The organism is Yoonia sp. SDW83-1 (assembly GCF_046762885.1).
Taxonomy (GTDB): domain Bacteria; phylum Pseudomonadota; class Alphaproteobacteria; order Rhodobacterales; family Rhodobacteraceae; genus Yoonia.
In genome coordinates this window covers 1-26,364 of the sequence record NZ_JBKQXO010000015.1, presented here as the reverse complement: position 1 = coordinate 26,364, position 26,364 = coordinate 1, and the positions used below count along the sequence as shown (strand labels likewise).

General features: G+C 60.2%; 33 protein-coding genes and 1 pseudogene. 17 read left to right on the top strand and 17 right to left on the bottom strand.

Annotated features, from left to right (window positions below):
- Nucleotides 1-61: 61 nt before the first annotated feature.
- The 4 genes from moaB to ACFWW4_RS17765 are packed head-to-tail and all read right to left on the bottom strand — an operon-like array spanning nucleotide 62 to nucleotide 2,618.
- Complete coding sequence (moaB, locus tag ACFWW4_RS17780; protein ID WP_411892089.1) at nucleotides 62-604, bottom strand: molybdenum cofactor biosynthesis protein B; 543 nt, start codon at nucleotides 602-604, stop codon at nucleotides 62-64.
- The gene (locus tag ACFWW4_RS17775) at nucleotides 601-1,224 is read right to left on the bottom strand and encodes a LysE family translocator (protein WP_411892088.1); all 624 of its coding nucleotides are present in this window, start codon (nucleotides 1,222-1,224) and stop codon (nucleotides 601-603) included. The genes moaB and ACFWW4_RS17775 overlap by 4 nt, the downstream gene beginning before the upstream one ends.
- A 21-nt stretch (nucleotides 1,225-1,245) precedes the next feature.
- A complete protein-coding gene (locus ACFWW4_RS17770) occupies nucleotides 1,246-1,839 on the bottom strand; it encodes a metallophosphoesterase family protein (RefSeq protein WP_411892087.1) in 594 nt (197 codons plus the stop codon).
- Nucleotides 1,836-2,618 (bottom strand): uracil-DNA glycosylase, encoded by a 783-nt coding sequence (locus ACFWW4_RS17765; protein WP_411892086.1) that lies wholly within the window; start codon nucleotides 2,616-2,618, stop codon nucleotides 1,836-1,838. The genes ACFWW4_RS17770 and ACFWW4_RS17765 overlap by 4 nt, the downstream gene beginning before the upstream one ends.
- 103 nt (nucleotides 2,619-2,721) lie before the next feature.
- Between ACFWW4_RS17765 and ACFWW4_RS17760 the strand changes: the two genes are divergently transcribed.
- From ACFWW4_RS17760 to plsY, 7 genes are all read left to right on the top strand, one after another.
- Entirely contained in the window at nucleotides 2,722-3,672 is a 951-nt protein-coding gene (locus tag ACFWW4_RS17760) for an aspartate carbamoyltransferase catalytic subunit (protein ID WP_411892085.1), read from the top strand.
- A complete protein-coding gene (locus ACFWW4_RS17755) occupies nucleotides 3,669-4,274 on the top strand; it encodes a hypothetical protein (protein ID WP_411892084.1) in 606 nt (201 codons plus the stop codon). The genes ACFWW4_RS17760 and ACFWW4_RS17755 overlap by 4 nt, the downstream gene beginning before the upstream one ends.
- The gene (locus ACFWW4_RS17750; RefSeq protein ID WP_411892083.1) at nucleotides 4,271-4,843 is read left to right on the top strand and encodes a hypothetical protein; all 573 of its coding nucleotides are present in this window, start codon (nucleotides 4,271-4,273) and stop codon (nucleotides 4,841-4,843) included. The genes ACFWW4_RS17755 and ACFWW4_RS17750 overlap by 4 nt, the downstream gene beginning before the upstream one ends.
- Nucleotides 4,840-5,364, top strand: a complete 525-nt coding sequence (locus tag ACFWW4_RS17745; protein ID WP_411892082.1) for a hypothetical protein — start codon at nucleotides 4,840-4,842, stop codon at nucleotides 5,362-5,364. The genes ACFWW4_RS17750 and ACFWW4_RS17745 overlap by 4 nt, the downstream gene beginning before the upstream one ends.
- Nucleotides 5,361-5,897: an aspartate carbamoyltransferase catalytic subunit gene (locus ACFWW4_RS17740; protein WP_411892081.1), complete on the top strand. Its 537-nt coding sequence runs from the start codon at nucleotides 5,361-5,363 to the stop codon at nucleotides 5,895-5,897. Before ACFWW4_RS17745 ends, ACFWW4_RS17740 begins: the two co-directional genes overlap by 4 nt.
- A gap of 92 nt (nucleotides 5,898-5,989) precedes the next feature.
- Nucleotides 5,990-7,273, top strand: a complete 1,284-nt coding sequence (pyrC, locus tag ACFWW4_RS17735; RefSeq protein WP_411892080.1) for a dihydroorotase — start codon at nucleotides 5,990-5,992, stop codon at nucleotides 7,271-7,273.
- Entirely contained in the window at nucleotides 7,274-7,897 is a 624-nt protein-coding gene (plsY, locus tag ACFWW4_RS17730) for a glycerol-3-phosphate 1-O-acyltransferase PlsY (RefSeq protein ID WP_411892079.1), read from the top strand.
- 28 nt (nucleotides 7,898-7,925) lie between these two features.
- Here plsY and ACFWW4_RS17725 read toward each other — a convergent pair whose 3' ends face one another.
- Nucleotides 7,926-8,201, bottom strand: coding sequence for a hypothetical protein (locus tag ACFWW4_RS17725; protein ID WP_393932157.1), 276 nt, complete (start codon nucleotides 8,199-8,201; stop codon nucleotides 7,926-7,928).
- A gap of 197 nt (nucleotides 8,202-8,398) precedes the next feature.
- Here ACFWW4_RS17725 and ACFWW4_RS17720 point away from each other — a divergent pair, with 197 nt between their 5' ends.
- Nucleotides 8,399-8,839, top strand: coding sequence for a hypothetical protein (locus ACFWW4_RS17720; protein WP_411892078.1), 441 nt, complete (start codon nucleotides 8,399-8,401; stop codon nucleotides 8,837-8,839).
- Nucleotides 8,840-8,853: 14 nt separating this feature from the next.
- A complete protein-coding gene (locus ACFWW4_RS17715; RefSeq protein ID WP_411892077.1) occupies nucleotides 8,854-9,195 on the top strand; it encodes a hypothetical protein in 342 nt (113 codons plus the stop codon).
- Nucleotides 9,196-9,206: 11 nt separating this feature from the next.
- Here the strand turns inward: ACFWW4_RS17715 and ACFWW4_RS17710 are convergent, their stop codons facing one another.
- From ACFWW4_RS17710 to ACFWW4_RS17685, 6 genes are read right to left on the bottom strand one after another with little or no spacing between them, the layout of a single operon-like run.
- A complete protein-coding gene (locus ACFWW4_RS17710; protein WP_411892076.1) occupies nucleotides 9,207-10,577 on the bottom strand; it encodes a glutamate--cysteine ligase in 1,371 nt (456 codons plus the stop codon).
- A gap of 59 nt (nucleotides 10,578-10,636) precedes the next feature.
- Nucleotides 10,637-11,155 (bottom strand): hypothetical protein, encoded by a 519-nt coding sequence (locus tag ACFWW4_RS17705; RefSeq protein ID WP_411892075.1) that lies wholly within the window; start codon nucleotides 11,153-11,155, stop codon nucleotides 10,637-10,639.
- Nucleotides 11,148-11,987, bottom strand: coding sequence for a GNAT family N-acetyltransferase (locus tag ACFWW4_RS17700; protein WP_411892074.1), 840 nt, complete (start codon nucleotides 11,985-11,987; stop codon nucleotides 11,148-11,150). Before ACFWW4_RS17700 ends, ACFWW4_RS17705 begins: the two co-directional genes overlap by 8 nt.
- A complete protein-coding gene (locus tag ACFWW4_RS17695; protein WP_411892073.1) occupies nucleotides 11,984-12,823 on the bottom strand; it encodes a GNAT family N-acetyltransferase in 840 nt (279 codons plus the stop codon). The genes ACFWW4_RS17700 and ACFWW4_RS17695 overlap by 4 nt, the downstream gene beginning before the upstream one ends.
- Entirely contained in the window at nucleotides 12,820-13,536 is a 717-nt protein-coding gene (locus ACFWW4_RS17690; protein ID WP_411892072.1) for a hypothetical protein, read from the bottom strand. The genes ACFWW4_RS17695 and ACFWW4_RS17690 overlap by 4 nt, the downstream gene beginning before the upstream one ends.
- A complete protein-coding gene (locus ACFWW4_RS17685; RefSeq protein WP_411892071.1) occupies nucleotides 13,533-14,255 on the bottom strand; it encodes a 16S rRNA (uracil(1498)-N(3))-methyltransferase in 723 nt (240 codons plus the stop codon). Before ACFWW4_RS17685 ends, ACFWW4_RS17690 begins: the two co-directional genes overlap by 4 nt.
- 12 nt (nucleotides 14,256-14,267) lie before the next feature.
- Here ACFWW4_RS17685 and ubiA point away from each other — a divergent pair, with 12 nt between their 5' ends.
- The 3 genes from ubiA to ACFWW4_RS17670 are packed head-to-tail and all read left to right on the top strand — an operon-like array spanning nucleotide 14,268 to nucleotide 17,529.
- Nucleotides 14,268-15,233 (top strand): 4-hydroxybenzoate octaprenyltransferase, encoded by a 966-nt coding sequence (ubiA, locus tag ACFWW4_RS17680; RefSeq protein ID WP_411892070.1) that lies wholly within the window; start codon nucleotides 14,268-14,270, stop codon nucleotides 15,231-15,233.
- Between the two features lie 56 nt (nucleotides 15,234-15,289).
- The gene (locus tag ACFWW4_RS17675) at nucleotides 15,290-17,188 is read left to right on the top strand and encodes an OmpA family protein (protein ID WP_411892069.1); all 1,899 of its coding nucleotides are present in this window, start codon (nucleotides 15,290-15,292) and stop codon (nucleotides 17,186-17,188) included.
- 14 nt (nucleotides 17,189-17,202) lie between these two features.
- The gene (locus ACFWW4_RS17670; RefSeq protein ID WP_393932135.1) at nucleotides 17,203-17,529 is read left to right on the top strand and encodes a hypothetical protein; all 327 of its coding nucleotides are present in this window, start codon (nucleotides 17,203-17,205) and stop codon (nucleotides 17,527-17,529) included.
- Between the two features lie 84 nt (nucleotides 17,530-17,613).
- Here ACFWW4_RS17670 and ACFWW4_RS17665 read toward each other — a convergent pair whose 3' ends face one another.
- Both ACFWW4_RS17665 and ACFWW4_RS17660 read right to left on the bottom strand, forming a co-directional pair.
- Entirely contained in the window at nucleotides 17,614-17,889 is a 276-nt protein-coding gene (locus ACFWW4_RS17665; protein WP_393932132.1) for a hypothetical protein, read from the bottom strand.
- A 218-nt stretch (nucleotides 17,890-18,107) separates the two neighbouring features.
- Nucleotides 18,108-18,374 carry a hypothetical protein gene (locus tag ACFWW4_RS17660; RefSeq protein ID WP_393932130.1) on the bottom strand — a complete coding sequence of 89 codons (267 nt, stop codon included), beginning with the start codon at nucleotides 18,372-18,374 and terminating at the stop codon, nucleotides 18,108-18,110.
- A 357-nt stretch (nucleotides 18,375-18,731) separates the two neighbouring features.
- On the opposite strand from ACFWW4_RS17660, the gene ACFWW4_RS17655 reads away from it, so the two are divergent.
- From ACFWW4_RS17655 to ACFWW4_RS17645, 3 genes are all read left to right on the top strand, one after another.
- Complete coding sequence (locus ACFWW4_RS17655) at nucleotides 18,732-19,754, top strand: aspartate-semialdehyde dehydrogenase (protein WP_411892068.1); 1,023 nt, start codon at nucleotides 18,732-18,734, stop codon at nucleotides 19,752-19,754.
- Between the two features lie 143 nt (nucleotides 19,755-19,897).
- A complete protein-coding gene (locus ACFWW4_RS17650; protein WP_393932126.1) occupies nucleotides 19,898-20,167 on the top strand; it encodes a hypothetical protein in 270 nt (89 codons plus the stop codon).
- A gap of 132 nt (nucleotides 20,168-20,299) precedes the next feature.
- Complete coding sequence (locus ACFWW4_RS17645; RefSeq protein ID WP_411892067.1) at nucleotides 20,300-21,964, top strand: DUF4139 domain-containing protein; 1,665 nt, start codon at nucleotides 20,300-20,302, stop codon at nucleotides 21,962-21,964.
- A gap of 63 nt (nucleotides 21,965-22,027) precedes the next feature.
- Here ACFWW4_RS17645 and ACFWW4_RS17640 read toward each other — a convergent pair whose 3' ends face one another.
- From ACFWW4_RS17640 to ACFWW4_RS17625, 4 genes are all read right to left on the bottom strand, one after another.
- On the bottom strand, nucleotides 22,028-22,336 hold the full coding sequence (locus ACFWW4_RS17640; RefSeq protein WP_393932121.1) for a P-II family nitrogen regulator: 309 nt from the start codon (nucleotides 22,334-22,336) through the stop codon (nucleotides 22,028-22,030).
- 1 nt (nucleotide 22,337) lies between these two features.
- Nucleotides 22,338-23,315, bottom strand: a complete 978-nt coding sequence (locus tag ACFWW4_RS17635) for a sodium-dependent bicarbonate transport family permease (protein WP_411892066.1) — start codon at nucleotides 23,313-23,315, stop codon at nucleotides 22,338-22,340.
- A gap of 104 nt (nucleotides 23,316-23,419) precedes the next feature.
- Nucleotides 23,420-24,526 carry a serine hydrolase domain-containing protein gene (locus tag ACFWW4_RS17630; protein ID WP_411892065.1) on the bottom strand — a complete coding sequence of 369 codons (1,107 nt, stop codon included), beginning with the start codon at nucleotides 24,524-24,526 and terminating at the stop codon, nucleotides 23,420-23,422.
- On the bottom strand, nucleotides 24,516-25,163 hold the full coding sequence (locus tag ACFWW4_RS17625; RefSeq protein ID WP_411892064.1) for a carbonic anhydrase: 648 nt from the start codon (nucleotides 25,161-25,163) through the stop codon (nucleotides 24,516-24,518). Before ACFWW4_RS17625 ends, ACFWW4_RS17630 begins: the two co-directional genes overlap by 11 nt.
- A 113-nt stretch (nucleotides 25,164-25,276) precedes the next feature.
- Here ACFWW4_RS17625 and ACFWW4_RS17620 point away from each other — a divergent pair, with 113 nt between their 5' ends.
- A complete protein-coding gene (locus tag ACFWW4_RS17620) occupies nucleotides 25,277-25,693 on the top strand; it encodes a hypothetical protein (protein WP_411892063.1) in 417 nt (138 codons plus the stop codon).
- A 62-nt stretch (nucleotides 25,694-25,755) separates the two neighbouring features.
- Nucleotides 25,756-26,364: pseudogene (locus tag ACFWW4_RS17615) on the top strand (leucyl aminopeptidase family protein); the annotation flags it as partial.

Sequence of the window (26,364 nt, the reverse complement as noted above, 5' to 3'; positions counted from 1 at the left end):
TTGTTTGAGCCTTTAAACCTAGGCCCGGCGATATCTACGTCCAGTTATACGCAGATCGTCGTCACTTCCGGCGCAAATGTTCGTCAAGACGTGGCATGATTTCAACAAAATTGCAGGGTCGGTGGCGAAAATCGAGCTGTTTGAGAAGGATTTCGTCCCACGCATCCTTGCACGCGCCAGGGCTGCCGGGCAGCGCAAACAGATAGGTCCCTTGCGCCACACCTGCGGTGGCCCGGCTTTGCACGGCACTGGTCCCGATCTTTTGCATACTGACGATGGTGAAAACCGTGCCAAAGGCATCAATTTCCTTTTCATAGACATCACGATGGGCCTCGACCGTCACATCGCGCCCGGTCAACCCAGTCCCCCCGGTCGAAATCACCACATCGACACCATCATCGGCGCACCACGCCCGCAACTGCCCTGCAATCTGATCTCGTTCATCGGCGATGATCTTGCGATCCGCCAATTGGTGACCGGCAGCTTCGATCCGGTCCACGAGCGTCTGACCGGATTTGTCATCCGCCAATTGGCGCGTATCGCTGACGGTCAGCACAGCAATGCGGACCGGCAGGAATTCCTTGCTTTCATCAATGCGACTCATGTGCGGCTGTCCCAGGCCAGTTTGCCGGCCAGCCCCATGAAGATCGACGCACAGACATAACGCAAGACCCGTTCGATCCGCATATCACGCACCATGGCGCGGCCGATCCCGCCAGCGAAATACCCGACCGCGCCATTGACCACGAAACCACCAATCGCCAAGGCCGCCCCGAAGATCATGAATTGCAACAGGACCTGCCCGCGCGCCGGGTCCACGAATTGCGGAATGAAGGCCAGCACAAACAGGATCACCTTGGGGTTCGACAGGTTGACGATCAGCCCGTCCCGAAACGCCCGCGATGGCCGGACCGCCGGTGCGTCGCGCCCTGTCAGCGGCGTGCGCAAACTGTGGATTGCCAGCCAGACAAGATAGGCCACACCGACCCAGCGGATCACACCGAAAAGCCAGGGCATCGCCGCGACGACGGCGCCCAGACCCAGCCCGGCAAGGGTCACGGTGATCAGCCCGCCCACCGATATCCCGGCAGAGGCGGCGATGGCTGGTGCAGCCCCGCCTCGCATACCCTGCGCCAGGCAGAACATCATATCCGCCCCGGGCGTCAGGTTCAGCGCAAGCGCGGCAGGCAGGAAAGCCAGCAGAACAAGCGGATCAACAAGCATCACACGCACTCCAATTCGGGGTCATCCTTCAAACCAGTTCACGGTCGGGCCAAGGTTATGCACCTTGGTCCGCCCAATCGTTCCACTTTGCCCCCAGCTGTCATGGATATGGCCGCAGAACACGTATTTCGGCGACAGGCGCACGATGGCATCGCGCAAGGCGGTGGACCCCACTGACATCCCCGCCGAGGTCTGATCGACCACGCCTTTGGGCGGCGAATGACTGATGATGATATCGGCATGTTCACACTGCTTCAGCATCACTTCAGCCTGCGCCTCGGTCATATCGCAGGACCATGATCCGAAAGGGGTCACCGGGATACCATAACCGATCCCGAAAATATCCAACCCATCCACATGCGCCGATTGGCCATGCAGAACATCAATGTCCGGCCCGGCGGCCGCCCGCAGTTCTTCTGCACTTTCCGCATTGCCGGGCACGGCGACAAAGGGGCATTTGATCCCATCCAGCAGCGCCATGGCCTGATCCAAACCCTCGCGGTGATTGCAGAAATCGCCGGCGCCAATGACCATATCGGCACCCGCGCTCGCCTCCACAATGGCAGCCGCCCTGTTGCGGGCCAGATGCAGATCGGAAAAGGCCAGTATCTTCATCCCCGCAGCCTCGCGTTCAGATCCAGAAGCTCCGACCAGGCCTCGCGCTTGGCGATCGGGTTGCGCAGCAGGTAGGCGGGGTGAAACATGGGTAGGGTGGGGATTTTCCCCACCTGCGTCCAGGTCCCCCGCATCCGCGTGATCCCGGTGCGTCCCAGAAGCGCCTGACAGGGCGTGTTGCCCATCAGGACCAGCACATCAGGATCGGCCAGCGCGATATGGCGCTCCAGAAACGGCAGCATCATCGCAATCTCGGCCTTGTCAGGCGTCCGGTTGGACGGCGGGCGCCACGGCAATACGTTGGTGATATAGACCGCACGCGCGACATCATCATGCCCACGCCCGAGATTGACCGCATCCAGCATCCGATCCAAGAGCTGCCCGGCCCGCCCGACAAAGGGCTTACCGGCGCGATCCTCCTCTCGTCCCGGGGCTTCGCCCACGATCATCACGCGGGCGGCGGGCTGACCGTCACAAAAAACAAAACTGCGCGCACCCTTTTTCAGTTCGCAATGCTCGAACGCCTCCATCGCGGTGGCAAGTGCTGGCAAATCAGCGGCACCCGCCGCAGCAGCACGGGCGATGGCGACGGCGTTTACGTCCTCGGCCACCGGCACAGGCGGCGGCGCGACAGGTTGCGCGGCTTCCTTCGGCTTCGGCTTGACCGCCTCAAGCGCATAACGATCCACCGGCGCATCCTGAATGGCATCAGTAACACCCAGTTCCACCTGCCATTCCAACGCCGCGCGGTCCGCCCAGTATGATTGTCCCGAATCCATGCGTCAGAGGTTACGCCGGATCGGCGGGGATGTGCAGTGGGTCCGGCATTGATAGAGGCCCCCCGCCTGCCTATAAGTCGGCCAAACCGTTGGAGAGCAGCAAATGACATTCCGCGCCAAGCATCTTCTGGGCATTGAGCCGCTGCATCCCACTGAAATCACGACCCTTCTCGACCTCGCCGACAGCTATGCCGACCATAACCGCAAGGGGATCGCCCATCGCGATGTGCTGGCGGGGCTGACCCAGATCAACATGTTCTTTGAAAATTCCACCCGGACGCAGGCCAGTTTTGAACTGGCGGGCAAACGGCTGGGCGCGGATGTGATGAATATGGGGATGCAGGCCTCATCCATCAAAAAAGGCGAAACGCTGATCGACACGGCGCTGACGCTGAACGCGATGCGGCCGGATTTGCTGGTCGTGCGGCATCCGCATTCCGGGGCCGTCGATCTGCTGGCGCAAAAGGTGAACTGCGCTGTGCTGAACGCTGGTGACGGACGGCACGAACACCCCACGCAGGCGCTCTTGGATGCGTTGACGATCCGGCGGGCCAAGGGGCGGCTGCATCGGCTGTCCATCGCGATCTGTGGGGATATCGCCCATTCCCGCGTGGCCCGGTCCAACATCATGCTGCTTGGCAAGATGGAAAACCGGATCCGGCTGATCGGACCGCCAACCCTGATGCCATCGGGCATCGCCGATTTCGGGGTGGAGGTGTTCGAGAACATGACCGAGGGTCTGAAAGACGTCGATGTCGTCATGATGCTGCGTTTGCAGAAGGAACGGATGGATGGCGGCTTCATCCCATCCGAACGCGAATATTTCCATCGCTACGGGCTGGACGCGGCCAAGCTGCGCTGTGCCAAACCTGACGCCATCGTCATGCATCCGGGGCCGATGAACCGGGGCGTTGAAATCGACGGAAATATCGCCGACGACATCAACCGGTCGGTCATTCAGGAACAGGTTGAGATGGGGGTCGCGGTGCGGATGGCAGCAATGGAACTGCTGGCACAAAACCTGCGGGCGGCGCGGCAAGAGGTCATGGCGTGAGCCGAAACATCCCCTACCGGCAGGGCGAGGTCACCTTGTGGGAAGGCAGACCGGCGCAGGGCTTTCGCTATTCCGGTTTGCACTTTGTCTTTACATTCGTGGGCGGGTTCATGTTGCTGATGATCGCCCCGCTGGTGTTTATGGATGTGACACTGCCGGAACCAATCTGGGCCCGCGTCATCATCGGGGTCATGGTGGTCCATCTTCTGGCACTTATCGTCATGTTTCTTTTTGGCGTACCCTATCTGGACATCCAGCATCGGGCCGCGACCCAATACAAACTGACCAACAAGCGGGCGATGATCATCGACAGCTCGCCCATCAACAGCATTTTTGTCTATGAGCTTCAGCCCGGTCTGCGCGTTGACCATGTGGCCAAGTCAGACAGTGTCCTGCTGAGCTTCAAGAACAAAACAAAACGAACGATCATGCCCATCGAAACCGACCACCGTTTCACCAAGCTCGGGCGGTATTTTCTATTCTTCAATCAGTTGCTGAACACCGCGGGTTTCCGCTTCATTACAGGTTCGGAAGATGTGGCCAAACAGGTCAAAGATGCGATCAAAGACCGACATGCTAAGAAACAGGAAACCGCCGCATGATCAGCCGGCTCTTTCAGCCCCCCAAACACGACCGGTGGGATGATTATTTCGAACCGGGCGAGGTGTTGTTGTGGCATGGCCAGCCCGCTCCGGGGATCAAGAACCCTCTGGGTACGTTGTTCCTGTCCATCTTTGGCGTTCCGTTTTTTGCGGGCGGCGTGGCTGCCGCGACGAGTGCTGTCGCATCGCTGACCAGCGGCGGCGTGGGGATCATTATGGGGCTAGGCTTGTTGGCCTTTTCTGTCCCGTTTCTGTGCGTCGGGGCGGGCATGACCATTGGCAGTTGGCTCGCCGCAATCTATGGCCATCGGTTCACCCGCTACGCGCTCAGCAATAAACGCGCCTATGTGGCCAATTCGTTCTTTCGGCATAGCCTGCAATCCTATCTGATCAGGCCCGATGACATCATTACCCTGATCCAGGGGCGCCATGATGACGTGAAACTCAAGACAGTGCATGAACGTGACAGCGATGGCGACAAGAGCACGAAATCCATCGGCTTTGACGGGATCACCGATGGGCGCGAGGTTTACGCAATGATCCGCAAAATTCAGGCAGAGGCATCATGACGATCCATATCCCCGAAAATGACTTTGGCCAGATCCGCGTGTTTGCAACCGACGGCCCCTTGCCCAAACCCGTTCTGGACAAAACGCCAGACGGGTTGCGCCAACTACTGGGCACCGATGCGCTGGACCCGACCTTTATCGATATCGTCAAGGTCGATGATCTCGGCCCGATGGTGCTGAGCGACTATATCACCCAGGGCTATGACATGCCGACCGCCGATCATGACCTTGCGGCCGTGAACGGGATTGAGGGGTTTGCCATCCTGATCCTGTCCAGCGCCGCCCGCGGTCAGGCGGTCATCTTGCAGCCCGCCAACGGTGTCCGGCATATCACCACCTATGTGCCCGACGCCCGGCTGACCCCGGTCGAACCACTGACTGCCAAATCCGCCGAAGGCATCATTGCGGACCCACCGGCCAAGCCCGCCAAATCCGACGCCCGGATCGGCGGCATGATCGCCATGTATGCCCTGATCGCGATGTTCCTGCTGGTCGGGCTGATGATCTGGGTGGCGGGGTGACCGATCCGTCGGACATGGATGGAGACGATTGGGCAGGCATCCTCGAGCCGGATGAAAAAATCATATGGCAGGGGCGTCCCGACGAGCGCTTTGTCTGGGAACGGCGGATGTTGCGGCCGGGGCTGTTCGGGGTCGGCTTTGCCGCGTTCGCCACGATCTGGCTTGGTCTGGCCGTATTGGCTGGGGCAGGGATCGAATTTTGGGGTCTTGGGCTGTTATTCATCGCGGTCGGGTTGTGGATCACAGTTCATGCGCTGTTTCAACCAACTTTCCTCCGACGCCGGACTTGGTACACCTTGACTAACAGGCGCGCCTTCGTCGCAACGGACCTGCCGGTCTTCGGCCGCAGCCTGACATCCTATCCGATCAACAGGGGCGTGCGCATCGACCGGTCCGACCCCGATCGGCCCAGCGTCATTTTCGGCGCGAAAACGACCGACAACGATGATGGTGCCAGGGTCGAACCTATCGGGTTTGAACGGATCATCGAAGCACAGCATGTGTTCCAGTTGATGCAGGGTATCGAAAAGTAAATGATATGCGGCATGACAGACCGCTCTGCCTTGTCCTGCCGGTCATTTGCCGCCTACAAGCGTGAAACACAAAAACCGCGCAGGACAACCCCATGACCGCCACCTTTTTCGCCAATGCGCGCCTGATCGATCCGGTTGCGTTGACTGACGGACCGGGCGGAATACTGGTCAGCGATGGTCAGATCGTGGCGATCCATGAAGCTGACATGCCGTCCCCAAAAGACGCCAACGTGATTGATTGCGATGGTATGTGCCTTGCCCCCGGCATTGTCGATATCGGGGTGAAGGTTTCCGAGCCGGGCGAGCGGCACAAGGAATCGTTCCGCTCTGCCGGGCAGGCCGCGGCGGCTGGCGGGATCACCACCATAGTCACCCGCCCTGACACATTGCCAGCCATCGACACGCCCGAAACGCTGGAGTTTGTGGAACGCCGCGCTCAGGCCGACGCGCCGGTCCATGTTCTGCCCATGGCCGCCCTGACCAAGGGGCGTGAAGGCCGCGAAATGACCGAGATCGGGTTCCTGCAAGATGCAGGCGCCGTTGCTTTTACCGATTGCGATCGGGTGGTCACCAACACCAAGGTCTTCAGCCGCGCCCTGACCTATGCAAGCAGTCTTGACGCGCTTGTCATTGCCCATGTGCAGGAACCGATTTTGTCCGATGGGGCGGCTGTGACATCGGGCAAATTCGCCTCCCTGCGCGGGTTGCCCGGCGTGTCGCCCATGGCCGAACGCATGGCGCTGGACCGCGATATCAGCCTGCTGGAAATGACCGGGGCGCGCTATCACGCCGACCAGATCACAACCGCCCGCGCCCTGCCCGCGCTGGAACGGGCCAAGCGTAACGGACTGAACATCACTGCCGGGGTCGGCATCCACCACCTGACCTTGAACGAGCTGGACGTGGCCGATTACCGGACATTCTTTAAGCTCAAACCGCCCTTGCGCAGCGAAGATGACCGGCTGGCAGTGGTGCAGGCCGTCGCCGACGGGCTGATCGACATCATCAGCTCCATGCACACCCCGCAGGATGAAGAAAGCAAGCGCCTGCCGTTTGAAGAGGCCGCCAGCGGGGCTGTCGCCCTTGAAACGCTGCTGCCTGCGGCCTTGCGCCTTTACCACGCGGACATGATCGACCTGCCGCGCCTGTTCCGGGCGCTATCGCTGAACCCGTCACGAATTTTGCGGCGTAACAGCGGGCGTCTGCTGCCCGGAGCACCCGCCGATCTGGTGCTGTTTGACCCCGATGCGCCATTCCAGCTGGATCGGACGCAACTTTTGTCGAAATCCAAGAATACACCGTTCGACGGGGCCAAGCTGCAGGGCAAGGTACTGGGCACGTGGGTGGACGGCCAACGAATATGGGAGGGCGCGTAGATGCCACCGATCGAAACTGCGACCAGTGTCCTGATCCTGTGGGGGGTGATCGGCTATCTTTTGGGGTCGATCCCCAGTGGCATGATCCTGGCACGGGTGATGAAGCTTGGTAACCTGCGCGAGATCGGGTCAGGCAATATCGGGGCCACCAACGTGCTGCGCACGGGGAACAAGACAGCCGCCGCCCTGACACTCCTTTTCGATGCGGCCAAAGGGGCCATTGCCGTCTTTCTGGCCGGCACGCTCGCCGCGCTGGATGCCGCACAGCTGGCGGGGTTGATGGCATTTATCGGGCACTGTTTTCCGGTCTGGCTCAGATTCAAGGGCGGCAAAGGGGTTGCCACCTATCTGGGGATTATCGGGGTGCTGGCGTGGCCGATGTTGCTGGCCGGCTGCGCGATCTGGCTGATCGTCGCGGCCGTGTTCCGCTACTCCTCAGCGGCCGCATTAGTGATGGCAGGCTGGTTGCCTGTTGTCATGATGTTGACCGGCTACGGGTACATGGCATTTCTCAGCATGGCGCTTGGCCTTCTGATCTATGCCCGGCACTGGAGTAATATCCAGCGGATGAAGGCCGGGACGGAAACCAAGATCGGTGCGAAAAAGACCCCGGAGGCGCCTTAAGGCACGGCACCCCCGGCAGCCATACCTGCTACTTTGCCGCCATCTGTTCAACGGCATCGGCGGTGCGTTTCGTGTTGTGGTAAATACCCAAGCCCAGATACATGAACCCGGCGATCATCACGACATATAGCACGCCAACAACCAGAATGCCGATACCCGGCACAACACCGCTGATCGTGCTGCCATCCGCTTGCGGCATACCGGTGACCATCACCCCGATGCCCCCCACAACAACACCCAGCAAAAGAAGAATCACAAATAAACCAATGAGCGCCTCAAGCGCCCGAATAAAGAAATCACGCATAATCTTGTTCCTTTAAGTTGATTGCGTGGGCATGTGTTAGCAGGCAAGTCCCGTGAACGCACCGCCGGAAAACCAGACTTGAGAGCCGGTATTGACTGATTGGCGTCTATCTCGACTTGACTATGTCGTACATACTGTTATTTCTGTTTATACAGAAAGAAACGATATACACATAGAGTGATGCAATCGAACGACTGATGACCAAAGCAATCGACCAAACAATCACTGCTGCTCTTGCTGGTCCGCCACGCTATGCCGTTGACCCCATCGCCTTTGTCGGCGCGCTGATCCTGGCCCCGGTCGTCGCTACGCTTCTGAGTTTCTGGACGATCATCGGCCTCGCCGCCCTTTTGATAGGTGCCATCCCATATCTCCTCATCGGCACCCCGCTGCTTCTCTGGGCCGTCGGCCGCGTCCCGCCTTGCTTTGGCACCTACGCGACGCTCGGCTTTTGTGCCAACCTAGTGCCCTTCGGGGTCTTCGCCCTGATGACCATGTTGGATCTTGGCCCGCGCGAGATGGCGCCGGGAATGATGTTCATCTTCGGGTTCGGCATGATCTTTGGCGCGCTTTGGGCCGGGACCTTTGGATGGCTTTACGCCCGGTTCCACCGCAACTTCCGTATTCTTCAAACCTGACGAAAGGACATCCCATGTTCACCTATTTCATCCTTTATTTCGGGCTGGCCGCCTGCGCGCTGGTTGCCCTCGCTGTCATGATCTTTCGCATTGGGGCCGCGCTGACCGATTGCCCGATCACCGGGCGGGCCGCACGGGCCGGGGCGCTCACCATCGTATCAGGCTTTGCGGCCATCGGATCAGGCGGGATCATCCTGATCGCGGCCTTTGCAATGGTCCTTGTGCCCGGTTTGACCTTGGCAGGGCTGATGGGCGCGCTTGGTTTGTCGCTCCTCTGCCTCGGGCTGGGGTTCACACAGGCCGTGGCATCACTGCGCGATGTGATCGCGCAAGCCGCGGCAGCGGTGAAATCCTAAGGTCACAGACATCAATAACTGTATTCGGCGTAAATCCGTTTCAGGTCGCCATCCCAATCGCCATTGTAATGGGCCAGCAACTCGTCCGCAGGTGTCTGGCCCGTTTCAACAGTTTCCTTCAGCGCATTCAGGAAATGGGTTTCGTCCCCGACAAGGCCACCGGCCCCCGGACGTGCACGGGCCTTCAAACCAGCCTCTGAAATCGCGACAACCTCACGGGCCAGATCATGCATGTCGATGCCGTCTACCTTGGCCTGCAACCCATCAACTGACGCGGCCACACGCAGCGCCTCGCGCTGTTCGGCGGACCAGCCTTTGCAAAGGTCCCACGCAGCATCGAGCGCCGCCTGGTCATACATCAGACCCACCCACAACGCCGGCAAGGCACAGAGCCTGCGCCACGGGCCTCCATCGGCGCCGCGCATTTCGATGAACTGCTTGATCCGCGCTTCGGGGAACACGGTAGTCAGGTGATCGGCCCAATCGGACAACAGGGGCTTTTCCCCCGGCAGCGCAGGCAATTCACCCTTCAGGAAATCGCGGAACGACATGCCCAGCGCGTCGATATATTTGCCGTCGCGGTAGACGAAATACATCGGCACATCCAACACCCATTCCACCCAGCGTTCAAAGCCCATCCCATCCTCGAACACCCAGGGCAGCGTGCCGGTACGGGCATCATCCAGTGACCGCCAGATGCGCGAGCGCCAGGATTTATGACCGTTGGGCTGGCCTTCGAAGAATGGGGAATTGGCGAACAGGGCCGTCGCCACGGGCTGCAAGGCCAGTGCGACGCGCAGTTTTTGCACCATGTCGGCCTCTGACCCGAAATCAAGGTTGACCTGCACGGTGCAGGTCCGGCGCATCATCTGGGTGCCATGGGTGCCGACCTTTTGCATATAGGCATCCATCAGCTTGTACCGGCCCTTGGGCATCAGGGGCATTTCTTCGTGGGTCCATTCCGGCGCCGCACCCAGCCCGATGAATTTGACCCCAATATGGTCGGCCACGGCCTTTACCTCGGCCAGGTGGTGGTTCACCTCGTCACAGGTCTGGTGGATATTTTCCAGCGGTGCGCCCGACAATTCCAGCTGCCCGCCCGGTTCAAGGCTGACATTGGCGCCATCCTTGGTCAGTCCGATGATATGTTCGCCCTCATGCACCGGGGACCAGTCGAACCGGTCACGCAACCCTTCCAGCACGGCCTTGATCGACCGCTGGCCGTCATAAGGCAGCGGGCGCAGCGAATCCTGACAATAGCCGAATTTCTCGTGCTCGGTGCCGATGCGCCATTGGTCCTTGGGCTTGCAGCCTTTGGACAGAAACTCCACCAACTGATCGTAATGCTCGATCGGGCCGCCACCGGACTGAGGGATTGACATGAAGGGTGCTCCGTCTCGCGAAAATCAGGTCTTCAGGCTGACCTGAACCAACCGGGGCGTCAATGCAAGAGCGGACGGGTCCGCGACCACACCGTCACCCGCACATCAGGTGTGTGCGACAGCACGTCCAGCACGGTGCCGGTCTGGATATCGGGCAAGGCGGCAAAGACATCAAACAGATCCTCTGCCCCGGCGGCGTTGACCGGGATGGAAATGCGCTGACCGCCCATGCCGGTCAGGATCCAGCTGGGGGTGGGAAATGTCGTCGGGTCCAGTTCCAGCAGGTTCACGTCCTCCATATCCATCACCCCGCCATCCAAAGGGCCGAAATAGGCCAGCCTGCGTTCGCGGATCTGGACCACGCCCGGCCCTTCGCCATCCTGCGCAAAGCGGACCCGCTGCACCGCCGCCCAGCCCCAGGCCAGCCCCACAATGATCGCGACACCGCCCAGCCACCGGACAATCCCGATCCCTTGCCACAGCCACCAAAGCCCCAGCAGACATAGGCCCCCCGCGATCAGCACCTCGCGCCAGCGCCAGACAAAGGCGCGTAATTCAGGGCGGATGAAATCAGCCATGGATCACCTGCGGCTCCGCGTAATCAAGAATGGCGAACGACCCGCAGCGGCGGAACCCGATCGCCTCATAGGCCCGCGCCGCCGCCGCATTCGCCGCTGATAATACCGCGTCCCTGACCCCGTTTTCGCGCACCTCGGCGAGATGCAGCGCGACCGCCAGCCGCGCATAGCCCCGGCCCCGCAAATCAGGCGGCGTGTAGACCCCGCCCACCTGCACAACATGAGGTAGAACCGCATTAAAGCCGGTCATCGCCACCGGCGCCTGTCCTTTGACCAATATCCGATGCGTATCCAGTTCCAGATAATGGGTCACATCCGCCATCGCCCGATCCATTGCATCGTCCGGGTCATAGCCCATCGCCTCTTCACAGAAGGCCGCGCGCCAGCGGGTCGCGTTTTCGAGCGACGCGTCGTGCAGGCTGAGCAGCCTGAACCCCTGCGCATCCGGCACGATCAGATCGGTCAGCGACAGGGCATAATGCGGCTCAATCTCATCCAGATCGCCCCGCGCCGTCAGCCCCAACGCGGCGCGGCAAGCTGCGACCTGATCAGCCGACCCAATGATGCTGCGCACCGGTTGGCCCGTCAGCACCACAGCCACCTCGCCCCATGGCCCCGTCGGACAGATGGGAAACACCCGCCCTTCATCCGACACGCCCAGCACATCGGTTACCTCTCCCGCTGCCCAGCGCAGCCAGAACCGCATCGCGCGTGGATGGCCGCCTGCCATACCGTGCCGCGCGAGATTGGACAGCGGAAACATCGCCTCAGCGAAATGTCTGTGCAAAAACGCCTCGATCATCGGGCGATCCGCCTCGGTAGCAGCAATCATGGGACTACCCGCCGCTGCGGGCCGTCAAACAGCAACAGCGTCCAGTCCCCGATCCGTTCAAACCCGATGGCGCGATAGGCGCGCGCAGCCATGTCACTGGCGGAAAACAGGGTTGCGCGGGTCACGCCCCGCGTTGCGGCCTCAACCAGATGCAGCGCCAGCGCCCGTCGTGCATAGCCACGACCACGCAGATCAGGCGGCGTATAGACACCACCAATCTGCACGATATCCGGCAATTGCGCATTGAACCCGGTCATGGCCAGCGGCGTCTGCTCCTCCATCAACACCCGATGACTGTCGCGGGCAACGTAATTGGCATAACTGCTTTCCACCATCTGCCCGGCCTCTCCAACAGGGGTGTTCAGCGCAGTCAACTGATAGTCCAGCATCCAGCCCTTAATCACATCAGGCGGGGCATCCTGCAGCGGGCGCAACAGGCCGGGACCATCCGGCAGGGTCATCCGGTCCAGTTCCAACAGAAAATGCGGCTCATCATGATCCAGCGTGCGGGGGGCATCGGCAAAGCCCTGCGCCTCGACCCCGCGCACCTGATCCGTTGGACCAATGATCCCCATCAGGGGGCGATCCTCCATCGCTGCCACGGCTGCAGCATAATCAGCTGAAGGCAGAAACGGCATCGCCATCCCGTTGTCGCACAAGGTCATCACATCGGTGATGCGGCTATCGCGACGGGCGATCCAGCAGGTCACCGCATAGTCACTATCCCCCGCCATCCCGTAATGGGCCAGATTATTCAGGGGAAACATGGCAAACGGGGCATGGGGCGCCAAAAACGCCTCGATCTCTGGACGATCAGCTTCGGTAGCACGGATCATCGGAAACGCTCCGCATCTATGGGGTGCCAGCCGGTGTCCGGTTCCCGATCAGGGCGGTCATCGTAGGGCGCACGGACAAATTGCGGCTCCATCTCCGCAAAATCCCGGATCAGCGACAACTCCATCCCCTCGCGCCGATAAAGCCGCCCACCTTGGGTTTCGTAGCGATCCATCGCGGAAGATCGAACCGGCACATCGCGCCCGAGTAACCTGTCACGGACATCACTCGGCAGCGGGGCGGGTTTGCCATTCAGCAACCGCAACCCGGTGCGGCAATCCTTGGTCACTTTGCCAGCGACCACCTTCCGTAACCCATCGGCACGCCCACGAATGTCGCGAAGCGGCGCATCGCCGTTCAGACGGTAAAGACCGTTGCCCAGAAACGATCCACCACCAAGCCAACTGTATTCATGCGGAAAAAGGGCCAGGGCGGTAAACCAGGGCGGGCGGCTGATCACGGTGTAATTTGCGGTCGCCTCCGTCTCCGGATAGGCGTCTCTCACCGCATAGATGAAATGTCGGCCGTCAGGCGACAGATCACAAACTTCCGGCTGCACGGATTTCTTCAGCCATTGGCCTTCAATGAATGTGTCTGTCGCCCGATCCCAGGCGATCAGATTATAGAGCTGCCTGCCAGCCCTTCGCAGGATCAGCGCGCTGTCATTCTCTGTCGCAAAGAACAGGTGAAGCTGGATGACAGGCGGCGTGCTCATCCCCAATCCCCCAGCGCCTGTTGCCAGACCGTCAGCGCAGCGACCGCAGCAGTATCTGCACGCAAGACGCGCGGGCCAAGGCTGATGGGATGCGCAATGGGCAGGCTGCGCAGCCGGTCACGCTCGGCGTCTGAAAACCCGCCTTCCGGGCCGATCAGGATGGCCCAAGGACCAGGTATCGCGGGCAAGGTAACCGCGTCCCCGATCAGAAGTTCATCACAGAACATCAACCGGCGACCCTTTGGCCAGTCGGCCAGCACACGGTCCAGCTTTGCCAGCCCATCCACTGGCGGCACAAAGGTGCCCCCGCATTGCTCGGCGGCTTCAACCGCATGGGCCTGAAGCTTGTCCTGCCGGATACGGTCGGCATTCTGGGTGAACGCAGTCTGCACGGGCATGATCCGCGCCGCCCCCATCTCCACCGCTTTTTCCACGATAAAGGCCGTGCGCTCCTTGCGGATCGGGGCAAAGAGCAACCACAGGTCTGGGGGCATCTGCAATGCCTGCGTCTGTGCGCGGCAAACCAGCACCCCGCCCTTCTTGCCGGCCTCGGCAACCTCGGCATCCCACTCGCCATCCTTACCGTTGATCAGCGACAAAACCGCACCAACAGGCAACCGCATCACCCCGAAAAGGTAATGCGCCTGATCCCGCGACAGTGGAACCGATTGCCCTTCCCCCAGCGGGTGATCTACAAAAAGCCGAACCTTGGATGCCATGAGGCGGACCATATGACCGAGAACGCCCAGACACCAGAGCCCGCAGGGACCGTTACCGATGCCGTCAAGGGCAACTGGGTGGACCGGTTGGCACCAGCTTTTGCACGGCCCTATCTGCGGCTCAGCCGGGCGGACCGGCCCATCGGGACATGGCTGCTTTATCTGCCTTGCCTTTGGGGGTTGTCGCTGGCCATTCTGGCCACCAACAGCGCCAGCAATCATGACCTGTGGACTGTGGTCGGCTGTGGGATCGGCGCGTTCCTGATGCGCGGGGCGGGCTGCACCTGGAACGATATCACCGACCGGAACATCGATGGACAGGTCGAACGGACACGATCACGCCCGATCCCCTCTGGTCAGGCCAGCGTGCGCGCGGCCCTCATCTGGATGATCGCGCAGGCGGTGATCGCCTTTTTCATTCTGATCACGTTCTACCAAACCGCCATCTGGCTGGGGGTCATCGCTCTCGCCCCCGTGGCGATCTATCCTTTTGCCAAGCGGTTCACATGGTGGCCACAAATCTTTCTGGGGCTCGCCTTCAACTGGGGGGCCCTGCTCGCCTGGGCGGCGCATACCAATAATGTGGGGCCAGCGCCGCTGGTTCTCTATATGGCGGGTATCGCCTGGACCCTGTTCTATGACACGATCTATGCCCATCAGGATACCGAAGATGACGCCCTGATCGGGGTGCGGTCTACGGCCCGGCTTTTTGGGGAGGATACACGCAAATGGCTGCGGCTGTTCCTGACAATCACCGTCATCCTGTTCGGGGCGGCCGTTGTGATGGCCTGCCACGAAAGGTCGATCCTGTCACTGGTGATTGCCATCGGTGGACCATGGGCCATGGGCTGGCATCTGACATGGCAGTTGCAGCGTTTCGATGCCGACGACAATGACGGGTTACTCCGGCTTTTTCGGTCAAACAGAAACGCCGGGCTGATCCCCCTGCCATTTTTCGCTATCGCCTTTCTGGTATGATTGAACACCGGCCCGGACGGGCCTATGCAGTCAGCACCTGAATCATACGGACTTCCATGCGACTTTCCGCTCTTCTTCTTCGTCTGTTCGTCTTTGCGCTGGCCGGTGTCGGCGCATTCTTTGCGGCACGCACAACCGTGACAGTGGTCGAGGAACGGTCAGTGATCGCCGTACAGGATAGCCTTTTGGATAAGGGATATGAATGGGCCACGGTGCTGGGCGATGGATTGCAGGTCATCCTCGAAGGGCAGGCCCCGACAGAGGCGGTGCGGTTCCGTGCAATCTCCGCCGCCAGCGAAATGGTCGATGCCAGCCGGGTGATCGACAACCTGTCCGTCGCCGATTCGGAGATCCTCGCTCCCCCGGAGTTCGCCATCGAAATCTTGCGCAATGACAGCGGCGTGTCGCTGATCGGGCTGATCCCCGCCGACACTGACCGCGATGCGCTGGCCGACCGGATCACCGACATCGCCGATGGGCAGCCCGTCACAGATCTGCTTGAAGTCGGCGATTACCCAACGCCGCCCACATGGCGCGCCGCACTCAATTATTCCTTGCGGGCGCTTGAGATGCTGCCGCGCTCCAAAATTTCGGTAAATGCAGACCGGGTGGCGGTGAATGCGATCTCTGACAGCCCGGAAGAAAAGCGGCAGTTGGAAACGGCGCTGGCCCGCAATACGCCAGAAGGCGTGCGTCTGGCCGTCAGCATCAGCGCGCCGCGACCCGTGATTTCCCCCTTCACCACGCGCTTTACCATTGACGATGCCGGTCCGCATTTCGACGCCTGCGCTGCCGATACCGAGGAGGCGCTGGCGACCATCCTCAAGGCCGCATCAGAGGCGGGTTTCAACCAACGGGCCAATTGCACGCTGGCCTTGGGCGCCCCGTCGCGCACCTGGGGCGAAGCGGTTGCGATGTCCATCAGCGCCATTGGTGAACTGGGCGGCGGCACCGTCACGATAGCGGACACCGACGTAACACTGATCGCGCCGCTGGGCACCGGCCCGGGTACATTCGACGATGTGGTAGGCGAGCTTGAAAACGCCCTGCCAGAGGTTTTTGCCCTGACCGCCGAATTGCCAGTGGCCGCCGTGGTCACGGCCGAAGGGCCCCCGCAATTCACCGCCACGCTCAGCCCCGAGGGTCAGGTGCAGTTGCGCGGGCGGATTCCCGACGACGTGACCAACACCGTGGCCGAAAACTTTGCATCCGCCAAATTCGGGCAGCGCCAGATCACGATGGGCACCCGGGTTGTTGACGGGCTGCCTGCGGGCTGGTCAGTCCGGGTTCTTGCCGGAATCGAGGCGCTGTCGGAACTGTCCAACGGGGCGGTCATCGTCCAGCCCGACACGGTACAGGTCAGAGGCAATACAGGGAATGAAGATGCCAGCGCGGCGATATCGCGGCTGCTGATCGAAAAGCTGGGGCAAGGGGCGATCTTTGAAATTGATGTCACTTACGTCGAACAGCTTGATCCCATCGCCGGGCTGCCCACGCCCGAGGAATGTATCGACCAGATCAAGATCGTGACCGAAAACCGCAAGATCACCTTTGATCCCAGCTCGGCCGATATCTCGGCCTCGGCCCTTGCGGTGGTGGATGACATCGCCGAAATCCTCAAACGCTGCGGCGATCTGCGCATCCGGGTCGCTGGCTATACCGACAGTCAGGGGCGCGAGGAAATGAACCTCAACCTGTCGCAACAGCGGGCTGAATCGGTCCTGACAGCGCTGCGCGCGCGGCGGGTTCCGGTCAGCACCTTCGACGCCATCGGATTTGGTGAGGCTGACCCCATCGCCGATAACGACACCGAAGAAGGCCGCGAGGCGAATCGACGGATCGAATTCAGCCTGATCATCCCGGAATCGACCGCCGAGGAAACCAGCATACTGGACGAGATTGCAAGCGAGACGCCGGTGCCCGAAAATGGCACCGACGAAACCGACGGCGAATAGACAAGGGCAAGACGTTGAACAGAACCGAATTCATCCTCGCGACCGCCATCATCCTTTTCGTGGCTTTTGCCCTGGGCTGGTTTGCCAGTTGGCTGGTCAACCGCTTCACCCGCGTGACCAAGGCCGAAATCGGCGAACTGGACAAGATGGCGCAGGCCCTGCACGAGGCCGAAGAAACCCGTGATCAGGCGATCACCTATTTGCAGCAACGCGAGGCCGAGATGACCAACCAGCTGTCCCAGACGGAGGCAGAGTTGCGCGCCGCCATGGACGGGCTGCGTGAAGCACGGCACGAAACCGAAGAACTGCGCGCCTATATCGAACGGCAGAACGCAGGTTAGGCCTGACGCCCTTCAAACGCAGTTGAACGATCAGCAATCCATCATCGGTCGTCTGCTGGGGCGGACATAGCGGCTCTGGCCGCTCTAGCTGTTGAGGTCTTCGATCACAATCGGCCCGGCGGCAATGCAATCCGCCCCTTCGCATGTCAGCCTGTCGGCAGGCAACCGCATTTCGGTACCGCTGATCGTGATGATATAGGTGTTATCCTCGAACCCGACGAATTCGCCGTGGAAACGGACAGTCTGATCCAGCGATGTCAGGGTGATTTCGCCCGCTGACAATGCAGCAGGGGCCAGCGCCAGACCAATCATCAGTGACGTGCGGGCGATGCGGCCAAAGGCAGTAAGGGGGTTCTTCATGGCAGGGTATCCTTTTCTTTGGGCCACCCTGTCCGTCAGTTTCACGGCATTTTTGCGGCAAATCAGCCAGCAAATACATCTTTAATTGGGTTTTTTTGTCCTGCCGAAAACCACCGATTCCTGCACGGCAACAAACGCCATTGCGATGGCTTAGTTGTTCGCCTGCGGAAACGATTATCGGCCCTCCATGCGCTGCAAGGCCGATACGTCAGGGATGATCAGCCGCTGGCATCCGCCGTCGCAACAGGCTCGAAATTCAAACAATTCGCACCCGCGCAGTTCATTTTCGCAGCCGATACGCGCATCTCGATACCGTTAATGGTGATGACGTAGGTGTCGACCTCGAAACCGACATACTGACCGACCAACCGCACCGTGTTGTCGGGTGATGTCAGGATGATTTCATTGGCCTTGGCGGTCATTGGCAACAGCGCCAAACCTGCAACTGCCGCCATCCGCGACAAAGAAGCGATACTCGTTAACATAAACTGGTTCCTTACTAGATGACCGCATCGGGCCAAACACTGATACTTTTACACAAGTATGAACTATTGGCTGTGATTTTCAGCACAAAAGCTAACTTAAGGTTAACATGACCAGCGCACGCTGCGTTAAACCGGCGAAATTGGCGCGAGGGTCCGACGTTTTGCCGACGTAAATCCGACGCGATGCCGACCGGCCTTTCTGACCAGAACCCCAGTGTTAACTGATGATTCGCCAAATACGGCGAAAACCCGGTGTTGCGTGCGTTCGCAGCCCCCCACCGAACGTTGCGCGCCGCCCCCTTTCACTTGCCCGCGTTGCGCGGTAATAGGCCCCACTTGCAACCAAGGAGCCAGCCAATGGGCTATCGAATCGTCGTCGCAGGTGCCACGGGCAATGTGGGCCGCGAAATGCTGAATATCCTTCACGAACGGGCCTTCCCCGTTGATGAAATCGTCGCACTTGCCAGCCGTAAATCGCTGGGCAGCGAGGTTAGCTTTGGCGATAAAACCCTGAAGACCCTGGACCTTGATACGTTTGACTTCACCGGCTGGGATATCGCGCTCTTCGCCATCGGATCGGACGCGACCAAGACTTATGCGCCCAAGGCAGCCAAAGCCGGTTGCGTCGTCATCGATAACTCATCGCTGTATCGCTATGACACCGACGTGCCGCTGATCGTGCCAGAGGTGAACGCCGACGCGATCCACGGCTATGCCAAGAAAAACATCATCGCCAACCCCAATTGTTCGACCGCGCAGATGGTTGTGGCGCTCAAGCCGCTGCATGACCGCGCCCGGATTAAGCGTGTAGTGGTAAGCACTTACCAATCCGTGTCCGGCGCCGGCAAAGGCGGTATTGATGAGCTGTGGGACCAGACAAAATCAATCTACAACCCCACCGACGACAAGCCCCCGCGCCAGTTCACCAAGCAAATCGCCTTCAACGTGATCCCGCATATCGACAAGTTCATGGATAGCGGTGAGACCAAGGAAGAATGGAAAATGGTCGCCGAGACGAAAAAGATCGTCGATCCCTCGATTAAGGTCACAGCAACCTGTGTACGTGTACCAGTTTTCGTGGGGCATTCCGAGGCTGTGAATATCGAGTTCGAGGATTTCCTGGACGAGGATGAAGCCCGCGACATCCTGCGCGAGGCCCCCGGCGTGATGGTCATCGACAAACGCGAGGATGGTGGCTACGTCACCCCCGTCGAATGCGTGGGCGACTTTGCGACCTTCATCAGCCGGATCCGTCAGGACAGCACAATCGACAACGGGCTGAACCTGTGGTGTGTGTCCGACAACCTGCGCAAGGGTGCGGCGCTGAATGCGGTGCAAATTGCCGAGACCCTTGGACGGGAATGCCTGAAAAAAGGCTAGCCTAACCCTTTGATTTTATTGCGGGGCGTCCAGCGGACGCCCCTTTTTGTTTCGATCTGTCAGCTTTCGTGAAGCCAGTCCGCGACGGAAACAGCAAAGCCCACCGTTCAATCCGCATATCCCAAAACAGAGGAGTCACGGATATGAAAACGACAACGGTTCTGCTCTGCGCGGCAGTTACAATCGCCCTGCCCGCAACGACCTTTGCCGACGGTCACCGCAATCTTGATCGGATCGAAGACCGGATTGACCGCATCGAAAGCCGCCGCGACGAACGGGTTGATCTGGGCCCGCGCGACGTCATCGAGGATCGTATCGACCGGGCCGAAAGCGTGCTTGACCGCGCCGGTATCGAAAACACACCGCGCATCGACCGGCACGAGCGGCGCAGCTGGTGGCGGCGCTGGCACTAACAGATTAAGGCCCTGCGAATGCTGCAGGGCCTGACAACCACTACTCTGAAAAAAAAGCATTGCGACCAAGGATTGGCACCTGCGTCCCGTCAAAGCTATATCAATGACGAGCGACATTTGCAGGAGAACCCAATGTTTCGCCCTTTCCTTACCACCAGCCTGATCGCGCTGACCGCGCCCGCCTTCGCCGACACTTTCACCGCCGAGGCACGTGTCGATACGGTAACCATCTATCCCGGCGTGGCCACGATCATGCGTCAGATCACGCTAGATCTGCCCGCGGGACGGCACGAGATTATTGTGCCCGATCTGCCTGAAAACCTGAATGCTCAAGGCTTGCGGCTCGCCACACCTGATGGCGTTCAGGTCGGTGCCGTGAACCTCGCCTATGATCGGCTGCCGGTCACCCCCGACCAGACGTCGCCCCAGATCGTGGCCGCCAAGGAAGAGGTCGAGCGGCTGGAAGATATCCTTCGCCAACGTGATGTTTCCATTGCTGAAATTCGGTTGCGCGTGAAAGCGGCAGAGGAACAGGTGGCGTTTCTGCAAAGCCTGTCGCAGGCCAGCGCGGGCGAAACCCTGACCGCCTCTGCCATCGCCGACATTCAGGCGCTGGCCCAGATGGTCGGCACCGAAACACTGCGCGTCCGGCAGGAGGCTTTTGCCGCCGAGGAAGAGGCCAAGGCGGCGGAGCGCGCCCGGGAAGATGATGTCGAGGCGCTCGACGATGCCCGGCGCGCATTGGCCGCTCTGATGGCCCCGGAAAGTGACGGGTCCGTCCTGACCTTTACATTGGACGCGGCAGAGGCGGGTGAAGTCACCGTCGATATCAGTACCTTGGAAGGCTACGCGAACTGGTCGCCGGTCTATGACGTGAGGCTGACCACTGGCGACGCGCCGCAACTGGATATCGACCGGTCGGTCGTCGTCAGCCAGCAGACAGGGCAGGATTGGCTGGATGTAAAGCTTGTGCTGTCGACTGCGCGCCCCGGTGAGCAGATTGCCCCCGGCGGGGTCTGGGCGCCGTTGCGCCGGATTATCTCGGAGGAAGAGTTGGAGCGCGACCGGCGCGACGTCTTTCTGATGGACGAAGCCCCGATGATGTCGCGGTCGGTGGGTGCCGTCGCAGCCGCCCCGATGGAAATGGCCGAGCAGGAATTCAAGGCGACGGCGAATTTCAGCGGGGCATCAGTGACTTACACCTACCCGGGCACGGTCGATATCCGGAATGGGGTCGAGGATCTGCGCCTGCCGCTAGATCAGTTGAACCTGGAAGCTGAGGTCTGGGCCGAGGCTGTGCCAAGCCGCGACAGCATCGCGTATCGGATGGCCGAATTCACCAACACCACGCCAGAGCTGTTGCTGCCAGGACAGGCCCTGCTCTTTGCCGATGGCACCATGATCGGGTTCAGCCAGTTGCCACTTCTGGCCGCAGGGGCTGAGACGGAGATGGGATTTGGCCCGCTTGACGGCATCGTGCTGACCCGGGCCACGCCCAACAAGAGCGAAGGCGAAAGGGGCGTCTTTTCCAGCGCAAACCAGCTCACAGAACAGGCGATCATGAGTGTCGAAAACCTGACCGGGCAGGATTGGGATGTGCTGTTGCGCGACGCGATCCCCTATTCCGAACAGGACGATCTGGAAGTGACATATGAGGCCAGCCCACGTGTGACTCGGACCAATCCCGAAGGGCAGCGCGGCATTCTGGAATGGGACATGACAGTGCCCGCTGGCGAAAAGCAGGAGGTCACACTGGACTATACGCTGACCTGGCCCAACGGCTATGTGCTGCAATAATCGCCGGCAGACACCACAGCGTAAGATGGGTTTAAACCCATCTTACCGGCGGTTCTGTTCCGCCTAAAACCGTTCGGCGCGCAAGACCTGCGCGTCGGTGATGCTGACCACGCCGATATGTTTTTCGACAACAGCAAAGGCCGCCTCCAGCAGACCGTCCAGCCGCTCGGGCTTGATCAGGCAGACCACTGCCACCATACCCGATTGCCCCACTTGCCCTGCCCGGCTCCATTGTCCGGATCGCCCTGATCCGCCGCGCACCGGCAGGATGGTGTAGCCGGTCACCCCGGCCTCCGTCAGGGCTTTGGTCAACCGGCGTTCCAAAGGCGCCTCAATCACGATTTCGACCCGTTTTGCGGTATGCGTTTCCATATCAGCCTCCGGTCACGATTTGGGCGATGGCCAGGTAAAGCGGGATGCCCAGCGTCAGGTTAAACGGGAAGGTCACCCCAAGCGAGAGGGTGAGGTAGATCGACGGGTTCGCCTCTGGCAATGCGACCCGCATGGCCGCAGGCACCGCGATATAGCTGGCCGAGGCTGACAGCACCATCAACAGTACAGTCCCGCCCAGCGACAAGCCGATCAGCACGCCCAGCGTCAACCCGATTGTGGCACTGATCAGCGGCATCAGAATGGCAAAGCTGACAGCGCCCAGCCCCAAAACGCCTCGCGACTGCCGCAGCCCTCGGCCCGCGATTAATCCCATATCCAGCAGGAACAGGCATAGTACGCCTTTAAAAGGCGCCACAATGAAGGAACTGATTTCTTCCAGCCCTTTTTCGCCCGTGACCGCCCCAATAAAGAACGCCCCGACCAGCAACACGATGGAGCCGTTCAGCAAGAGTTCCCGAATCAATCCCGGCTCCATCTTTCCGCCGCCACCACCGCGCGCCACCAGCCAAAGTGCCGACAGGATTGCAGGCGCCTCCATCGCGGCGGCCACCGCGACCATGTATCCTTCGGCCTCGATCAGCCGCCCTTCCAGAACAGAGGTGCCCGCCACGAAAGTGACAATGCTGATTGATCCGTAATGAGCCGCAACCGCCGCTGCATCGATACGTGACAGACCAGTCATCAACTTGAGCAGTGCAAACGCAATGAGCGGCAGACCAAAAGACAGCCCCAGACCTGCAATAATCGTCAGAATCAGCGTCGTATCAACCCCATGCGCGCTGACCGCCGCGCCCCCCTTGAAGCCGATGGCGAACAGCAGATAGATCGACATGCCCTTCGCCACGGCCTCGGGGATGGTCAGGTCGGACCGGGCCAGTGCCGCTGCCAATCCCAGCGCAAAGCTGAGGATGATCGGCGAGATCAGGTTCGCCCCGGCCAGTGAGAGTATCTCGTTCATCGCCCGCTCCCGTTCAGGTTTCGTGCTTCATGATTGAACCTCCGTTCAATGACAAGAGACAGCAGCAAAGGCAACGTCAACGCGGTATGGCGACAGGGGCGGGCCTAATCCTCGAAAAGCTCGTAAAGCGTGGAATGCAGCAACTGCTGATGCGCGCCGAACCGGACGACGATACTGTTCTGGTCAGGAAGGATATAGAGGACCTGCCCGCCATGCCCCAGGAAGTACGCAAACGGCCCCTGCGTTCGCGCTTCTGCACGGTCCAGCACATCATGCCGCACATGCAAACCATAGACACCTTGTGCCCTTTCGGTGGTGGGAAGCGGCGGCATTATGAATTCCTGCCACATCGCAGACGGCAAGAAAGGCTGATCCGCAGTCCCATTATCCATCAAAAACCGGCCAACATGCATCCAGTCCAGCGGACGCGCGTAAAGGCAGCAATAGGCGGATACCCCGCTGCCATCCGGATATTGCCGCCAATGCGCACCGGCGGCACCCGCTGGCTTCCAGATCATCTCGGACAGCAGCTGTTCCAACGGTAGATCATAGACCCGTTCCAGCAACCGACCAAGAATGGCGGTATTGGCGCTTTGGTAGCTGAAGTGTCCACGCCGCCCCTCATCGACCTGAAGCTGCACCAGGCTGTCATCAACACCATAGGCGTGGATACGGGCAAGTGGCCCAAAAGGTGAAAATCCGGCGTCTTCGACCGGCTTGTCCCAGTCACCCTCGGGCGCCAGCCCACTGGTCATCAGCAGGGCTTCTTTCACGGTAATGTCGGGCGCATCGGGCCCCAGAATGGTGCGTACAGGCGTATCAAGGCTGGCGATCTTTCCGTCCGCGACGCCACGCAGAACCAGCGCACCCACGAGCCCCTTGACCAGTGAATAGGAGTTGAGGCGCGTTTCACGATCGAGTCCAGCGCCATAGGCCTCGACCGTCAGTCGGCCTGCATTTTCCACTAGCAAGGCGCGCCCGTCACTTTGCGCAAAACGTATTTGCGCGGCACGGGGCGGGGCCGTTCCGGCTGGTGGCTGGGTGGGGTCGCTGACCCCAGCAACAAGAGCGTGACGACCGGGTGCAGGCCACACCGGTTGCGGAAATCCTTCTGGAACCAATACGAAGAATTGCGGCGCGAACGCCCAGATCAGCGCCACCACGACCAGTAGAAACGCGATTGACCGGCGCAGCCACCGCCTAAACCGCAATAAAACCGCCAGTCGTCGGATCGTAGCCCTCAAGCCCGCCTTCGCCGATCTCGTTCCAGAGCCCATGCAGCGTCAGCATGTCATTCTCGACAGCCTCTTTCACGAAAGGGAAAGTCATCAGGTTGCCCAGCGATATGACGACCGATGCCTTTTCCAGCGCCCGTTTGCGGATCTCGTCATCGCCGTCGGGCAAGCCGTCAAAGCCCGGCCGCAGGATTTCCATCCAGCGCCCGACGAAACTGGTTGGTTCTTCAAGCGCCGGGGCATTTCCCGAACACATGTCATAGCAGCCCTCGACCCCGCCACAGCCAGAATGGCCCAGCACGATCAGATGACTGATCTTGAGCGCGTTGATCGCGTATTCGACGGCGGCAGAGGTGCCGTGATGATGCCCGTCCGGATTATAGGGCGGCACCAGATTGGCGATGTTTCGGTGGATAAAGAACTCGCCCTGATCGGCCCCGAAGATCGAGGTGACATGGACCCGGCTGTCGCAACAGGAAATCACCATGGCTCTCGGATGCTGGCCGTCCTCTGCCAAATGGCGATAGAAGCTCTTATTTTCGGCGTAGGTCGTGGCCTTCCAACCCTTGTACCGGGTCACAAGATAGGCTGGCAGCGGACGCGCGTGTTTCATATTCTTTGTCCCTCGCGATGTTGCCCGTAGATACGTTGCATTTTCATGGATTTCGAGAGATTTTTCTTTTGGCTCTCAACCTTCTGGGAACCTTGATGACCTAAATCGGTCGTATGACAAATATTACACATCTCCAGCCCTACGCGGCCGAACCCGATCAAGGCATTATCGTTCTGCGGTGCCCGGATCAGATGCATTTCGATCCCGCGCCGTTGAACCGGCTTTATGAGGAAAAGGCGGCATATGAGGCAGAGGAGGTTGTGTGCCGCGTGCTGGAAGATATCGCCATGCGGCTTGATGCCCTGCAAAATGCGCTGGCGGACAGCGATTTTGGCAAAATGGTCAAACCGGCCAATCGTGTCGCCCTGATTGCCGACCAGATTGGCCTGACAGAGGTGTCAATTGCTGCCAGTCACGTCTCGACCTGTCTGAAACAACGCGACGGTGTCGCGCTGGAGGCGACGATGGCCCGTCTGGAACGCAGCTTTGACGTGGCCGTTTCAGAGGTGTGGAACTTCCGCGAGATGTAGGACCTTGCAGGCGGGGGCAAGGCGGGTAGTCTGTCGGCAAAGTACACTTGACAGGACCGCTGATGCCCTTCGCCTTTGCCGACACATCCAACGACGCCATTCCCCTGCATGTGATCGGATCCGATGATCTGGATCGGCAACTGGCAGACCTGCCGCCTATGGCCAGCGCCTGGGCCAAGGCGCAAGAGTTCAAGGGCACATTAGGTCAGGTCCTTTGCGTGCCCGATCAGACGGGCCAGGTTGAATTGGCGCTGGTGGGATATGGCACAGTGGAAAAGCGTGCGCGCGGCCGCTTCCACATGGCAACTGCAGCAACCAAACTGCCCAAAGGCATCTACAGGATTGCAGGCGGTCTGGATCAACCCGATCTGGAAGAGGCAGCATTGGCCTGGCTTCTGGCTGGCTACAGCTTTGACACCTATCGCAAACCCAAAGGAGAGATTGCCAAACTCGTCGCGCCGGATGGCATTGATGCCGCACGGCTTGAAATCATTGCGGCGGGCGAGGCGCTGACCCGCGACCTGATCAACACGCCCGCCTCTGACATGGGCCCGGACGAGCTAGAATACGCAGCCAGCGCGCTGGCCGCGGATCATGATGCAACGCTCAATGTCATTACGGGCGATGATCTGATCTCGTCCAACTTTCCGATGATTCACACAGTCGGGCGC

Coding starts and splice junctions, on each gene's coding strand:
- ACFWW4_RS17745 (WP_411892082.1), top strand. CDS start 4,840: ATGACGATCCATATCCCCGAAAATGACTTTGGCCAGATCCGCGTGTTT.
- ubiA (WP_411892070.1), top strand. CDS start 14,268: ATGACCGAGAACGCCCAGACACCAGAGCCCGCAGGGACCGTTACCGAT.
- ACFWW4_RS17765 (WP_411892086.1), bottom strand. CDS start 2,618: ATGGATTCGGGACAATCATACTGGGCGGACCGCGCGGCGTTGGAATGG.
- moaB (WP_411892089.1), bottom strand. CDS start 604: ATGAGTCGCATTGATGAAAGCAAGGAATTCCTGCCGGTCCGCATTGCT.
- ACFWW4_RS17715 (WP_411892077.1), top strand. CDS start 8,854: ATGTTCACCTATTTCATCCTTTATTTCGGGCTGGCCGCCTGCGCGCTG.
- ACFWW4_RS17720 (WP_411892078.1), top strand. CDS start 8,399: ATGACCAAAGCAATCGACCAAACAATCACTGCTGCTCTTGCTGGTCCG.
- ACFWW4_RS17690 (WP_411892072.1), bottom strand. CDS start 13,536: ATGAGCACGCCGCCTGTCATCCAGCTTCACCTGTTCTTTGCGACAGAG.
- ACFWW4_RS17645 (WP_411892067.1), top strand. CDS start 20,300: ATGTTTCGCCCTTTCCTTACCACCAGCCTGATCGCGCTGACCGCGCCC.
- ACFWW4_RS17640 (WP_393932121.1), bottom strand. CDS start 22,336: ATGGAAACGCATACCGCAAAACGGGTCGAAATCGTGATTGAGGCGCCT.
- ACFWW4_RS17660 (WP_393932130.1), bottom strand. CDS start 18,374: ATGTTAACGAGTATCGCTTCTTTGTCGCGGATGGCGGCAGTTGCAGGT.
- ACFWW4_RS17695 (WP_411892073.1), bottom strand. CDS start 12,823: ATGATCCGTGCTACCGAAGCTGATCGTCCAGAGATCGAGGCGTTTTTG.
- ACFWW4_RS17650 (WP_393932126.1), top strand. CDS start 19,898: ATGAAAACGACAACGGTTCTGCTCTGCGCGGCAGTTACAATCGCCCTG.
- ACFWW4_RS17675 (WP_411892069.1), top strand. CDS start 15,290: ATGCGACTTTCCGCTCTTCTTCTTCGTCTGTTCGTCTTTGCGCTGGCC.
- ACFWW4_RS17635 (WP_411892066.1), bottom strand. CDS start 23,315: ATGAACGAGATACTCTCACTGGCCGGGGCGAACCTGATCTCGCCGATC.
- ACFWW4_RS17705 (WP_411892075.1), bottom strand. CDS start 11,155: ATGGCTGATTTCATCCGCCCTGAATTACGCGCCTTTGTCTGGCGCTGG.
- ACFWW4_RS17725 (WP_393932157.1), bottom strand. CDS start 8,201: ATGCGTGATTTCTTTATTCGGGCGCTTGAGGCGCTCATTGGTTTATTT.
- ACFWW4_RS17665 (WP_393932132.1), bottom strand. CDS start 17,889: ATGAAGAACCCCCTTACTGCCTTTGGCCGCATCGCCCGCACGTCACTG.
- ACFWW4_RS17760 (WP_411892085.1), top strand. CDS start 2,722: ATGACATTCCGCGCCAAGCATCTTCTGGGCATTGAGCCGCTGCATCCC.
- ACFWW4_RS17750 (WP_411892083.1), top strand. CDS start 4,271: ATGATCAGCCGGCTCTTTCAGCCCCCCAAACACGACCGGTGGGATGAT.
- pyrC (WP_411892080.1), top strand. CDS start 5,990: ATGACCGCCACCTTTTTCGCCAATGCGCGCCTGATCGATCCGGTTGCG.
- ACFWW4_RS17700 (WP_411892074.1), bottom strand. CDS start 11,987: ATGATTGCTGCTACCGAGGCGGATCGCCCGATGATCGAGGCGTTTTTG.
- ACFWW4_RS17770 (WP_411892087.1), bottom strand. CDS start 1,839: ATGAAGATACTGGCCTTTTCCGATCTGCATCTGGCCCGCAACAGGGCG.
- ACFWW4_RS17685 (WP_411892071.1), bottom strand. CDS start 14,255: ATGGCATCCAAGGTTCGGCTTTTTGTAGATCACCCGCTGGGGGAAGGG.
- ACFWW4_RS17620 (WP_411892063.1), top strand. CDS start 25,277: ATGACAAATATTACACATCTCCAGCCCTACGCGGCCGAACCCGATCAA.
- ACFWW4_RS17655 (WP_411892068.1), top strand. CDS start 18,732: ATGGGCTATCGAATCGTCGTCGCAGGTGCCACGGGCAATGTGGGCCGC.
- ACFWW4_RS17775 (WP_411892088.1), bottom strand. CDS start 1,224: ATGCTTGTTGATCCGCTTGTTCTGCTGGCTTTCCTGCCTGCCGCGCTT.
- plsY (WP_411892079.1), top strand. CDS start 7,274: ATGCCACCGATCGAAACTGCGACCAGTGTCCTGATCCTGTGGGGGGTG.
- ACFWW4_RS17625 (WP_411892064.1), bottom strand. CDS start 25,163: ATGAAACACGCGCGTCCGCTGCCAGCCTATCTTGTGACCCGGTACAAG.
- ACFWW4_RS17710 (WP_411892076.1), bottom strand. CDS start 10,577: ATGTCAATCCCTCAGTCCGGTGGCGGCCCGATCGAGCATTACGATCAG.